Origin of the sequence: Streptomyces sp. NPDC052107, assembly GCF_040680215.1 — a bacterium.
Taxonomy (GTDB): Bacteria; Actinomycetota; Actinomycetes; order Streptomycetales; family Streptomycetaceae; genus Streptomyces.
Genome location: NZ_JBFAWG010000138.1, coordinates 1 through 12,868, shown reverse-complemented (window position 1 = coordinate 12,868; position 12,868 = coordinate 1). Strand labels below are relative to the sequence as shown.

Sequence of the window (12,868 nt, the reverse complement as noted above, 5' to 3'; positions counted from 1 at the left end):
CGCCAGCCAGGCAGCGACCGAACCAGTGAACCTGAAACCACGTCAACCCGCCCTGACCTGCTAGTCAGCCACTCCCGCGCAGCGGGGGAACCTCAGAGCACCACAAGGCTGGGCCCAGGTTGGCTGCCCAGCAGGTTAAGGAGCCAGGCGACCTCGCTGAGGCCAGAGCGGTCCTGTCGAATGCGTGTCGAAGTCGGCGTGCAAGGCTCCACCAGGCCGTACGACTGACCAGGTCAGCGGCCTACTGCGGGCAACCCAGAAGTGTGCCTCCAAGCGCTCGGTGGCTCGACGCGAAAGGCGATCAGGGTTCGGGACAGACGGGCGAACGGGAACGCGGAGAACCACTGGACCGTCATCACGGATGCCTCTCGCTGCCGGGCCGGACTGTCTGTCCACGTAGGGCCGGGCGCGGCACAGTCGCCATAGGCATCCGATCAGGTTGTACCCCTGCAGAGACTCCGCGCCTCCCAGGTGCGTCATCATGCCGGTTTGTTTACGCTCTGCGGGTATGCGACCTCGCTGCGCAGTCATCGGGGCTGTCGCCGCATGCCCCCGGCAGGGACTTGCCCGGGCGATCTCCGGCAGCCGCCTCGAATCGGAGGAGCCTCATGAGGAATCGTCTTCTCGCCTGCATCCTGCCCCTGGCGGCCACGTCCGGCCTGCTGGCCACCGGTGCGATCACGACCTCGGCGGACAACCCGCAACAGGCCACCCGGAGCAGCTTCCGAATAGCCGTCGGGCCTCAGTACGACACGACACACGTGTACGTCGAGCCCGGCAAGGTGCCCGCGTTCACCGCCAGCTGGAAGGCCACCTTCGGTGGGACGAACACCGCCGTGTCGGTCACCGACGTCACCCCCACCCCCAGCCGGACCAAGTCCGAACTGGTCCTCTCGCCCGTCGGCACCCTGTCGGTCTTCGACTTCCAAACGCCCATACCGTATCCGTTCGGAGCAGAGCGCACCGGCTGGCTGTTGACGAACATGGACACCGGCATACGGCAGGCACGGGCCAGCGGCGCCCATGTGCTGGTGTCCCCCTTCCCCGACCCTGTCGGCCGGGATGCGGTCATCCAGTTCCCTGGCGGCATCAACACCCAGCTGTACTGGCACACCACGGCACCCGCGTACAAGCCGCTCACGACGATTCCGGAGAACCGGGTGTATGTGCCGGCCGACGCGGTGAGCGCATTCCTGCGTTCCTATACGCAGTTCACCAGTGGGTCAGTCGTGTCGGACAGCCCGAAGACGGACGCGGGCGAGATCGGGCTACCCGGGAAGACGTACCGCAAGATCCGCCTCACCTCCCCCTTCGGCAAGACCGTCGTCACGGTGTCCGACGGACACCTGCCCTACCCGTTCGGGCGGGAGGTCACCGGGTACCAGGTCGCGAACCTGACGCAGACGCTGACCAAGGCCAAGGCCGCCGGTGCGACGGTGCTGTGGGGACCTCACCTCTCGGCGGGCCGCCATAGCGCCATCGTGAAGTTTCCCGGTGGTTACATCGCCGAGATCCATGACGTCACGTCCCGCTGACCGCGCGCCGCCGCTTCGACCGCAGGCGCACTCAGGGCGTCGTGTACAACGGAGAACGTCAGCCCCGTTCAGTTCTTCACCGCGGGAGGTCCCTTTGCGTGTCCTGATCGGCGTCGCCGGTGCGCTGATCGTCCTGGGTACGTTCTCGTCGGTGCTGCGCACATTGCTGATCCCCCGGCCGACCCGGTCCGCCTTCACACGGGTGCTGCACAGGATGGTGCACGTCCCGTTCCAGTTCATGGCGGACCGCTTCCGCAGTTTCGAGACGAAGGATCGTGTACTGGCTCCGGAGGCGGCCGTCTCCGTCCTGTTCCACCTGGTCGGATGGCTGGCGGCGGCCTGGCTGGGCTATTCAATGCTGCAGATGGCCATCAGCGGATTCGGCGCGGTGGGCGCCCTATGGGAGACAGGTGTAGCGCTTTTCACGCTCGGCTTCGCCAGCAGCCGTAACGTGGAGCTGACGGCGCTCGACCTCTGCGCGGCTGCGACCGGGCCCATCATCATCGGCCTCCAGATCGGCTACCTGCCGGCTCTGTACGGCGCCTACTCCCGCCGCGAAGCCGAAGTGACAACGCTGCAGGCACGGGCCGGCAGTCCGCCTTGGGGACCGGAGATCCTGGCCCGCTATGCACAGATCGGGCTGACCGACAGCATGACGGATTTGTTCCGCAGCTGGGAGCGCTGGTCGGCCGAGGTCAGTGAAAGCCACACCAGCTACGTGGTGCTCAGCCGCTTCCGCTCGCCGAGGGCCGGCGACCACTGGCTGGTCTCCCTGCTGGCCGTCATGGACGCGGCGGCCATGCAACTCGCCCTCAGTCCCAGCTGCCCGCAGGCCGATGCCCGGCTGGCGTTGCGGGGCGGCTTCGTCTGCTTACGCAACATCGCCGAGGTCTGGCGCCTGCCGTTCGAACCGGACCCTTCCCCCGACTCGCCCATCCAGCTCACGTACGAGGAGTTCGCCGAGGCCGTCGCTCATGTCACCGCGCACGGCTACACGGTCGAACGCACCCCGGAGCAAGCATGGCCGCACTTCTGCGGCTGGCGCGTCAACTACGAAGACCTCGCCTACCGCTTCGCTTATCTCCTGGATGCCGTCCCTGCCCCCTGGTCCGGTCCGCGGCGCACGTGCAAGGAGAAGATCGCACCCGTCACCCCCGTCGACCGCAAGCCGAATGTCTCGCCCTGACGGCGGTGCACCACGGGCAGTGAAAGGCCGGATCCCGGCGCCTACGCGCCTTCATCGGGAATGGGGCTCAGAACAAGAACGGTGACCGCCACGGTGACGGCACTGATCAGCAGCGGCCAGCCCAGATCATGGTGCAGGACGAGCCAGCCTCCCAGCAGCGCGCCTGCGAGCATCACCACCACCGCGGCGACGCGCCGTAGGGCACGTGGATTGGTGCCGCCGGCGAGGGAGGAATCGAAGGCGAGACCGGTGACCGTCAAGGTCAGGACCGTGGTTGTCATATCCGGAACGGCCAGCTTGCGCACCGTACCGTTGCGCATCCCCATAGCCAGCGCGGTCAAGGCGATCACGGAGTACTTGACCCCCCCGGACGGGAGGGCAAAAGCCACGGCACTGGCCGCCCCCAGCAGCCCTGCCTCCACCGCAAGGCAGGCTCGCAGCCAGTGGTGGCGCGGACGACGGCGCAGTGCCAGTTCCATGCGGCCTGCCGCCACGGCTCCGACGACGAACGCGGCCAGGGAGATCACCGATGCAGGCAACGAGAAGCCCGGTGCGCCCACCAGCGCGAATGCGATGATCACCACATTGCCGGTCATGTTCGCAGTGAAGACGTGCCCGAGGCCCAGATAGCTGATGGCGTCCACGAGCCCGGTCACCATCGTCAGAACAGTGAGCACTCCCAGCAGCCGGGGCGGGTGGGCAGGATCGCGTCCCGTGCCGGGACCATGTGGGTTCATACCGTTCACAGCGAGCCACCTTCGAGGCCTGGCCCTCCAGCTGCCGACCCTCCCCACGGCGGTCGGGTCGCAACACTTGAGCAGATAGTTAAAGATTCACGGGAACCTCAGGCTCGCGGTCGCCGGCGGAGCTGGACCGTGAGGCCGCCGTCGTCTCCAACGAGGGCTGGGCGGCCGCGCCGCGACCAGCGCCGGCATGCCGGTGGCCATCCCGGACGACGCCGAGTGGGCCGACACGGCGATCGTCGACCCCCTGGCGCGCTTCGGCACTATTTCCTCGCAGCTCAAGCAGTTCGTCGACGCACTCTGCGGCCTGTGGGAACAGGGCAAGTTCGTCAACAAGGTCTACAACTGCTTGGCCACCGGCGCCACCGCTCGCGGCGGCCAGGAGTACACGCTCCTCGCTCTCCACCACTCCATCCACCACTCCGGCGGCACCACTGTCCCTCCCGGTTACACCGACCCGGTGAACCCGTGGATGACGAGACTTGCGACGCCGCCCGCCACCAGGCCGAGCGACGCACGCGGTTGCCCGCACGGCGGAGATGGCAGCCCGAGATGCCCACGCAATTGAATACAGCTAACCTCCTGAATGGGAACATAACGTCACCTCTCGGACTTTTTGATGCCAGTCCTGGGAGTTCCGCGGCTGGCGCCTACGCCTTCACAGGTAGGCCGAGCGGTGAAGGAGGTCTCCAGGCCCCAAACCAGTGCGGCAGCCGTCTCTCCGGCAAGCCGGGGGCCCGCAGGCTCCTGAGTGCGCTGTCTGGCACTGCCCGATGCCGGCTCCCGCACATCCGGCATCTGTACGTCATCCGGCGGTACCGGCGGGACCGAACCCGCAGCCACGTGCGTCATGGAGCATCTACATGATCAACACAATGTCCGTAGACGGCATCGCCGTTGTCCCAAACGCACAAGAGCCGGCCGAACTGATCATCCGCAACGGGCGTATCCACACAGGAGATGCAGCCCGGCCCAGCGCTGCTGCTCTGGCCGTACGCGGCGGCCGTATCACCGCCATCGGTGACGATGCGACCATCGCCCCGTTCGTGGGGCCGGACACGCGCATCGTCGACGCCCTCAACCGACGCGTCATTCCGGGGCTCAATGACTCCCACTTGCACGTGATCCGTGGTGGTCTGAACTACCTTCTGGAGTTGCGCTGGGACGGCGTCCCTTCCCTGCGCACCGCGTTGTGGATGCTGCGAGAGCAGGCGGCGCGCACGCCCAGGGGGCAGTGGGTGCGCGTGGTGGGCGGGTGGACAGGAGAACAGTTCGCCGAGCAACGCCTGCCCACGGTATCGGAGTTGAACGCTGCGGCGCCTGACACCCCTGTCTTCGTACTGCATCTCTATCAGTCCGCGATTCTCAATCGGGCCGCATTGCGAGCAGTCCGGTTCACCAAGGACAGCGTCGCTCCCCCAGGCGGCCAGATCGTACGGGACCACTCGGGAGAACCCACCGGTCTTCTGCTCGCGACTCCCGCGGCCGGCCTGCTCTACGCCACTCTGGCCAAGGGCCCCAAACTGTCGGACGCGGAACAGATCGGTTCCACCAGGCACTTCCTGCATGAGCTCAACCGGCTCGGCCTAACCAGCGCGATCGATGCCGGTGGCGGCTTCCAGAACTTCCCCGAGAACTACGGGGCGGTGATGAAACTCGCCGAACAGGGCCTGCTGACCATGCGTATCGCCTACCACCTGTTCCCGCAGACCGCCGGGCAGGAACTGGACGATCTGCGACGCTGGATCGGCATGGTACGGCCCGGCGACGGCGATGAGTGGCTCCGGTTGAACGGGGCGGGGGAAAACCTGGCCTGGTCGCCAGCCGACTACGAGAACTTCACCGAGCCACGGCCTCTGCGGCCGGAGCGTGCGGACAGCGAACTCGAATCAGCAGTGCGCCTGCTCCTCGACAACGGCTGGGGGTTCCGCCTGCACGCCACCTACGGGGAGACCATCGCCGCCAACCTGGACGTGTTCGACAAGGTGGCCGCGGACACCGGCTTCCCGCGCGGTGTCCCCTGGTTCTTCGACCACGCCGAAACGGTGTCCCAGGCCAGCCTGAGCCGCGTCGCGGCCATGGGTGGCGCCCTGTCCATCCAGAACCGGATGATGTTCCAGGGCAGCGCATTCCGCGACCGGTACGGAGCCGCTCAGGCTTCCGATGCCCCGCCCATCCGTAAGATGCTCGACCAAGGCCTCACGGTCGCCGCCGGCACGGACGCCACCAGAGTCTCCAGCTACAACCCGTGGCTGTCCCTGGAGTGGCTTGTACGAGGGCGCTCCATCGGCGGCCAGGTCCTGGCTTCCCCCGAAAACATGGTCGACAGGGACACCGCCCTGCGTATGTACACCGCCGCCGGCGCCCAACTGACCGGCGAGAGCGATGTCAAGGGGATCCTCAAGGAAGGCTACTACGCCGACCTGGCGGTCCTGTCGGCGGACTACTTCACCGTTCCAGAAGAGGACATCTCCCACATCGAGTCGCTGCTGACCGTTGTCGGCGGACGAGTCGTCTACGCGGCCGGGGAGTTCGAGGGGCTCTCCCCCGCCCTGCCCGACGCATCTCCGTCCTGGAGCCCGGTCACCTACTACGGCGGCTACCACCGCACGATGTTCCCCACCCCGCCCTCCGGAGTTCGGCAGGCACAAGCGCTGATCGAGGCCGCAGCCGAATCAGAAGAGCACCGCCAGTGGCGCATCGTCCAGGGATTCGCCCCCGACGATGCCGCAGCATCCGAAATCTTCGACGCCTGCTTCGTTCTGTGACTGGCCGTACGGCAGGCCAGGCAACGATCCGTCGGTACCAGGGCATCCACAACAGCTGAAGGGTAGAAGGACCATGGTGAACATCCAGAACGTGACGGACGCCCCCGCCGCACAGCTTCTCACCGCGCAGGACAGCGTCGTGCTGCTGGTGGATCACCAGCCTCAGATGTTCTTCGGCACCAGCAGCGCCGACCGCGGTGACATCATCAACGCAACCGTCGCTCTCGCGAAGTCCGCGAAAGTCTTCGACGTACCGGTGGTGTTGACCACCGTGGCCTCCAAGTCGTTCTCCGGCCCCCTGTTGGCCCCGCTGGCGGAGCAGTTCCCCGGCACCGAGCCCATCGACAGAACCACCATGAACTGCTGGGAGGACCAGCGGGTGGTCGACGCCGTCAAGGCCACCGGACGACCCAAGATCGTGCTGGCCGGCCTGTGGACCGAGGTCTGCATCTCATTCGCCGCCCTGTCCGCGACCGACCAGGGCTACCAGGTGTACGTTCCCACCGACGCCTGCGGCGGCGTGTCGCCGGTTGCTCACAACAACGCCGTCACGCGCATGACACAGCGTGGCATCGTCCCCACGACCTGGCTCACCACCCTCCTCGAATGGCAGCGCGACTGGGGGCGCACCGACACGTACGACCCGGTCACGGACATCGTCATGCAGCACGCCGGTGCCTACGGAATAGGAGTCAGCTACGCCCGCGCCATGTTCGGCAGCCACACGGGCTGAATCTCCAAGCCGGCCGGCGCCACCCTCGTTCGCCCTCGGCCCAGTCTCCAACATCTCTGCTCCGGAGGGCGACTGCGGATGACTCCACCTGCCAACGGCGGTTCCACGGTCACGGCCCAGCCACCCACCCCGCCTTCCGGCACCGCGTCGTCCTGGGCACCGTTGCGCATACGGGTGTTCCGGACGCTGTGGCTGGCCCAGTTCGTCTCCAATGTCGGCAGCTGGATGCAGACGGTCGGCGCGCAGTGGCTGATCACCCAACAGTCCGGGTCCGCAGGGCAGATCGCTCTGGTACAGACAGCCGCGAGCCTGCCGGTCCTCATACTGGGTATCCCTGCAGGCGCCCTGGCCGACATCGTCGACCGCCGCAGGCTTCTGCTCTTCGCCCAGGTCCTCATGCTCTCGGCCGCCGGACTGCTCGCCGCTCTCACCGCACTGGGGCACATGAACCCCTCCGGTGTCCTGGTCCTGACCTTCGTGCTGGGCTGCGGCACGGCGTTGATGAATCCGGCGTGGCAGGCCATCCAACCCGACCTCGTGGCCTCACGCGACCAGATTCCGGCTGCTGCCGCTCTGGGCGGTGTGAACATGAACGTGGCCCGTGCGGTCGGCCCTGCTCTCGGCGGCCTTGTCGTGGCGGTGGCCGGTACGGCCACGGTCTTCGCCCTCAACGCCGCATCCTTCCTCGTCACCTTGGCCGCCCTGGCGACATGGCACCGGCCGGCAGCCACCAGCCCTGTGGCCGCCGAGCGAATGCTCCCCGCGATCAGGGCAGGCTACCGCTACGTTCGCCATGCACCGAGGGTCCGCAAGACCCTCGGCAGATCGCTGGTGTACGTCCCCTGCGCGGCGGCACTGTGGGCCCTGCTGCCCGTCGCCGCGCATCAGCAGCTGGGGCTGGGGGTGGGCGGGTACGGCCTGCTGCTCGCGGCGGTCGGAGCGGGAGCGGTGCTGGGGGCGGTGCTGCTGCCGCAGGTACGCGACCGGTGGTCGAGCAATGTGACACTGGCAGGCGGGGGCATCCTGCTCGCGATGACGCTGGTCGTGCTCGCTCTGGTGGGGATTGCCTGGGTCGTCGGCGTGGGTTTGGTGTTCTCCGGGCTCGCCTGGGTCGGCGTCCTGTCGATCCTCAATGCCCAGATGCAGGTGACAGTCCCCGAGTGGGTGCGCGCTCGGGCCCTGGCCGTCTACCTGACGATCTTTCAAGGCGGCCTGGCGATCGGTGCCGCGGTATGGGGCGGGCTCGCCGACGGGATCGGCCTGAGGGGAGCGCTGCTGGTGGCGGCCGCAGTGTTGGTGATCGGTTCCTTGGCCGGACTGTTCTTCTCCGTGCCTGACACCGCTCTGGACCGGTCGCCCTCGATGCACTGGCCGGCTCCCGTCATGGTTCTCGATCCATCGGCATCGACAGGACCAGTTCTCGTCACGGTCGAGTACCGCGTTCCAGCCGACCACGCCGATGCTTTCACCGACGCGATGGAGGCTGTGGGCCGCTCCCGTCTGCGCACCGGTGCGCTGCGCTGGGATCTGTTCCGTGACGGCTCCCAGCCGGACACATACCTGGAGGTCTTCGCGGTGGCCTCGTGGGAGGAGCATGAACGGCAGCACAGCGGCCGGCTCACCGGATATGACCGGTCAGCCGAGGAGAAGGCCAGATCGCTGTTGGATCCCGAGCACCCGTTCAAGGTCTCTCACTATCTTCCGGCGCGCCGAAACAGCGGCTGAGTCGGCGGCACCAGAGCCACGTTCGAGGTCACCCGGGCGACGTCCCGGTGCCTGTCGCCGGTCCACTCTTTCCGTTCCCGAGGATCGCCATGCCAGAGACTCCCGCGCCCTCCAGCGACCCAAGGCCGGCCGGGCGAACCGGCAGCGCCCCTTCGCGGTCGGCGACGATCGCGGGGCACAGCGCCCTGGAGTGCTATCTCGCATTTGTGCTGCTGTTCGGCGTCACCACGATCGTCCGATGGGTGATGGGCCCATCCTTCATCTCCGACCATGTCGATCGGATTCATCTGCAATTGTTGATCGTCGGTGCAGCCGTCGGACTACTGATCGCCGCCCTCATCGTCAGCCGGCCAGGCAGGACGAGCGGCGGACACATCAATCCAGCAATCTCTCTCGCGATGTGGCGGTTCGGCGTCTTCCCGGGCGTTTCCGTTGTCCCATACGTCCTGGCACAACTCATCGGCTCCGTTCTGGGAGTACTCCTGGCCGGCGCCGTATGGGGCCCGGCGGCCAAAGACCCCCCGGTCGCCTACGCCGTGTTGCAGCCTGGCGCAGGCTGGACGGCAGCTGAGTTGTTCGGCGCTGAGGCCGTCAGCATGGGTGTCATCGTGTACCTCGTCGGGTTCTTTCTGCAGGCCCCTCGCCGGGCAGGCCTGGTCCCCTGGCTGGTCGGCCTCCTGATCGGCGGAGCGATTGCCCTGCTGGGAACCACCACAGGAGGCTCGGTCAACCCGGCACGCCAGTTCGGACCGGCCGTGGCGTCCCGGCAGTCGTCCTTCTTGTGGGTGTACCTGCTCGCCCCCATGGTGGGAGCTCTCATCGCGGCCTTCGCCCTTGACCGGGTGAACAAGCACCGCACGGTCCTGACCCACCGGCTGTGCGGCACCGAGGAAGACGGCGCGCCCCTGAAAGAACGTGGATAGTGGCCCGGGCCGCCGCCGGACGGTGCGGTCGGCACCGGTGGCGGGGCAGCCGGGATCCAGGCACCGGGCGTCGACACCGCGTCCAGAGCCGAGCCCTGGGGGCTCCTGCACGAAGCCGTGCTGCACCACCGGCCGCCGGCATCCCCCACAGCGAAGCCCTGCGGATGGTGACGGGGCACCGATCGAGACATGACCCCCGCCACGGCCGCCACTTCAAGCCCGACACCTCCACGTAGACAAAGTCTGCGACGTTCCTGACCTGCGCACAGGTCGTCTATTCCCAGCCAATCACGTGACACACACCACCGGTATAGTTTATTGTTCAACCATCCTTCCTGGCGTAGGTTCGACCCAGTGCCCGCAGCCACGATGCAGGACAGCACTCGCGGACATTGCGAGATGGACTTCCAGAAGGAAAGACGATGAACAAGACAGTCCGGCGTGTCGCCATAGCTACCGCTTCTCTCACCATGGCCGGAGGCGTCCTCCTCACCACGGTCAGCTCCGCTTCCGCTGCAGGCCTTACGACCACGAGAAACGCCTCCACGCATACCGTCGCGACCGTCGAGACCAAGGCCGCCGGCCGAGGTCACGGAAAGCGCGACATCAGGTCCACCCATGAATCCCGTCGCCACCCTGAGGCTGCTGGCGCAGACCGGCGCCGCGGACACATTCACAGCGACCGAGACGCGCGTGTAAATCCCCAGGGCGACGCTTGGATTTACAATCAGTTGATAATGTTTGGACTTGCCGATTATCCGACTTTCAGTTGACATCCCTGCGGGGTCGAAATTCCCTGAGTCGACGCCCCGAAGGGCTGCACCCTCTGCACGTCGACCGCGGCTGCTGACAGACCGGTGGGGCTGTGACGACCGGCTCGGCCAAGGCCCAGACATCGCCGGTGATCAGAATCATCTGCCGCTCTCAGGGATTAGCCCGCTTGGCTAGCCAGGGGTAGCGGGCGGTGTCCTTGCCGGCATAGTCGGGATCCAGGTAGATGAAACAGCGCTGGATCTTCCAGTCGCGGATCTCGAATACGTCACACCATCGTCCGGCGCCCCATTCGGGCACTCCGGCGCGCCACGGACCGTCACGGTGCTCGCCATGGCTGGTCCCCTCACACACCACCACATCGCTGCCGGAAAAGATCCAGTTGAAGTCAGCGTAGTGATGCTTGATCGCCTGGACCGTGGTGCCGACTTCGGCGAAGAGCGTGCCGATCTCCTCCTTGCCGGTAGCCAGTCCCCACTTCGGGAAGTACACCTGAGCGTCATCGGCGAACAGTTCCAGCATGTTGCCGCCGTTGGAAGTCACACCACCGTGGTCAAAGGCCTTGAGGTATTCCAGAACGACCGATTTACGCTGCTCATCGGTCATCGTCTGCTGGGTCAGGGCCATCGTGGTTGTTCCTTTCAATACCGTGGTCCCGCTCGCTGCGGACGGACGTAGTTCGCTGTTCTTCCCGGTCGTCGGTTCTGTCTGTCCGTTGTACCCCTTCATGCGGGCGAAGCTGTGATCGACGCGAGCGCGGAGCTTGCGGTGGGAGACGTTGTGTCCCTCTTTCCAAGACGGGCGCATGTGTGGGGCTCGTAAAGTCGTCGCTGCTGGTGGCAGCCCATGTGCAAGGCCCTCGGTGGTGGCTAAGACGCTGCACCCTGCGATCATCTCGCTGCTGTACCGGGCCACCCGGGCGTTGCTGTCCGTGCCTGCGCGCTGCTGCGTCGGGACACGGCCAAGGACGCCGAACTGCTGGTGCTGCGGCACCAGAACGCGGTACTGCGACGGCAATTCGCCGGTCCGGTCCGCTACGAGCCCGCAGACCGGTTCTGGCCGGCCGCGTCGTCGTCGCCGATACCGCGCCGGCGCTGGAGCTGTGTCTCCCCGGCCACGCGAAGGGCACTTGCCGTGCTCGGCACGAAGGGGTCGGGGACGGCGTTGGCATCGACCCAGTGGACCTGGGAGCGCTAGCGGGTTCGCGGCTTTCGGGTTCGCCGGTCCATTCGTGGGCGGCGAAGACGACCGTGAGGAAGCCGTTGGGGGCCTCGACGCCCCAAGCGCCGTGGATGATGTGGGCCACCTTGAGGGACTCGGGCTTCACCGTGAGGCCGGTCCCCTCGTACAACTCGCGGACCGCCGTCTCCGTGATGGGCTCCCTCAGTGCCCTCGAACGCGGCAGACGCCGAGATCAGACGGTCCACGAGCGGCTGGGCCCTCCTCCTGACCAGGCAGCTCCATACGTTCGGCCTCAGATCCGAAGCGCCACTGGTTGCGCACCCGACTACCCTCGAATCTTCACCGCAGTCCTCACGCAGGCGAACCTGGGTCCCTCTGCCTGCCTTCACGGCTGTACGCGGCATCTCCCAGCGCTCAGTCACCGGAGCGCCGTTGCCGTCCTCTTCCTCCTTTCCCGTCGTCCTGCTTGCCCGACCACTCGCCGCCCTTGTCGCCACCGTGCTCCGGCCCGGGTGACGTCCTGGCGGACGGAGGGGCAGGCGATGGCGTCGTGGCCGGGTTCCGACCTGTGGGTGTCGATGCGATGCGAGTGGGTGAAGGAGAGACCGGAGACCGAGGCGACGTGGCGCCGGAGTTCAGCGAGGCACCGAGGGCCGTGGCCCCGGCGAACAGCACGAGGCCGGCGCCGGCGAGAACGGCTTTAGAGGCCAGTTTGCGGCGACCGTTGGGACGGGAGTGCGTGCCGGCGCGGGATTCACCGGCGTGCGGGGTGGGTGACGATGGAATTGCCGGGGTGGGCATGAGGGTGCTGCCGTCGTGCTCGGCCGGTCGTGGTGTCCCGTTCTGCGTGGCGAGCCAGGCGGCTGCCTGTTCGGCGGTGGGCCGGTGGGCCGGGTCCTTCGCGAGCATGTGCAGGACGTAGTCGGAGAGCGGCTGCGGTATGCCGGGGCGCAGGCGGTCGGGGGGTGCCGGTGCGGCACCGACGTGCTGCTGGACCACGGCCAGTGACGTGGCTCCGCTGAACGGAGGCCGCCCGGTGAGGAGTTCGTAGAGGACACAGCCGAGGGAGTAGACGTCGGACGCGGGCTGCGCGGGACAGCCCAACGCGCGTTCCGGAGCCAGGTAGTCGGCCGTGCCGATGAGCTTTCCCGTGGCGGTCAGGCCGCTGGCCGCCTCCTCGGCGAAGCGTGCGATGCCGAAGTCGGTGATCTTCACCGTGCGGTCGGTGGTCAGCATCACGTTGGCGGGTTTGACGTCCCGGTGGACCACTCCCTGCCGGTGTGCCTCGGAGAGGCCGGCTGC

The 12,868-nt window shown here is 67.1% G+C and carries 10 protein-coding genes and 2 pseudogenes; 8 read left to right on the top strand and 4 right to left on the bottom strand.

Annotated features, from left to right (window positions below):
* Positions 1-608 precede the first annotated feature (608 nt).
* Positions 609-1,535 carry a glyoxalase gene (locus AB0M27_RS44115; protein ID WP_365731324.1) on the top strand — a complete coding sequence of 309 codons (927 nt, stop codon included), beginning with the start codon at positions 609-611 and terminating at the stop codon, positions 1,533-1,535.
* 94 nt (positions 1,536-1,629) lie between these two features.
* A complete protein-coding gene (locus tag AB0M27_RS44110) occupies positions 1,630-2,721 on the top strand; it encodes a hypothetical protein (RefSeq protein WP_365731322.1) in 1,092 nt (363 codons plus the stop codon).
* Positions 2,722-2,762: 41 nt separating this feature from the next.
* On the opposite strand, the gene AB0M27_RS44105 is transcribed toward AB0M27_RS44110, so the two are convergent.
* Positions 2,763-3,458: a YoaK family protein gene (locus AB0M27_RS44105; RefSeq protein ID WP_365731326.1), complete on the bottom strand. Its 696-nt coding sequence runs from the start codon at positions 3,456-3,458 to the stop codon at positions 2,763-2,765.
* Between the two features lie 196 nt (positions 3,459-3,654).
* Between AB0M27_RS44105 and AB0M27_RS44100 the strand changes: the two genes are divergently transcribed.
* From AB0M27_RS44100 to AB0M27_RS44075, 6 genes and pseudogenes are all read left to right on the top strand, one after another.
* Positions 3,655-4,032 carry an NAD(P)H-dependent oxidoreductase gene (locus tag AB0M27_RS44100; protein WP_365731320.1) on the top strand — a complete coding sequence of 126 codons (378 nt, stop codon included), beginning with the start codon at positions 3,655-3,657 and terminating at the stop codon, positions 4,030-4,032.
* Between the two features lie 295 nt (positions 4,033-4,327).
* The gene (locus tag AB0M27_RS44095) at positions 4,328-6,232 is read left to right on the top strand and encodes an amidohydrolase (protein ID WP_365731310.1); all 1,905 of its coding nucleotides are present in this window, start codon (positions 4,328-4,330) and stop codon (positions 6,230-6,232) included.
* A 73-nt stretch (positions 6,233-6,305) separates the two neighbouring features.
* Entirely contained in the window at positions 6,306-6,965 is a 660-nt protein-coding gene (locus AB0M27_RS44090) for a hydrolase (protein WP_365731308.1), read from the top strand.
* A gap of 78 nt (positions 6,966-7,043) precedes the next feature.
* Entirely contained in the window at positions 7,044-8,690 is a 1,647-nt protein-coding gene (locus AB0M27_RS44085; RefSeq protein WP_365731306.1) for an MFS transporter, read from the top strand.
* A 206-nt stretch (positions 8,691-8,896) separates the two neighbouring features.
* Positions 8,897-9,613: an aquaporin gene (locus AB0M27_RS44080; RefSeq protein ID WP_365731291.1), complete on the top strand. Its 717-nt coding sequence runs from the start codon at positions 8,897-8,899 to the stop codon at positions 9,611-9,613.
* A gap of 131 nt (positions 9,614-9,744) precedes the next feature.
* A pseudogene (locus tag AB0M27_RS44075) lies at positions 9,745-9,878 on the top strand (IS5/IS1182 family transposase); the annotation flags it as partial.
* 659 nt (positions 9,879-10,537) lie between these two features.
* Here AB0M27_RS44075 and AB0M27_RS44070 read toward each other — a convergent pair.
* The 3 genes and pseudogenes from AB0M27_RS44070 to AB0M27_RS44060 all read right to left on the bottom strand — a co-directional run.
* The gene (locus AB0M27_RS44070; RefSeq protein ID WP_365731289.1) at positions 10,538-11,377 is read right to left on the bottom strand and encodes a nuclear transport factor 2 family protein; all 840 of its coding nucleotides are present in this window, start codon (positions 11,375-11,377) and stop codon (positions 10,538-10,540) included.
* A 41-nt stretch (positions 11,378-11,418) separates the two neighbouring features.
* Positions 11,419-11,765, bottom strand: a pseudogene (locus AB0M27_RS44065) (NUDIX domain-containing protein); the annotation flags it as partial.
* 215 nt (positions 11,766-11,980) lie between these two features.
* Positions 11,981-12,868, bottom strand: an 888-nt coding sequence (locus AB0M27_RS44060; RefSeq protein ID WP_365731287.1) for a serine/threonine-protein kinase, incomplete at its 5' end; no start/stop codon positions are given.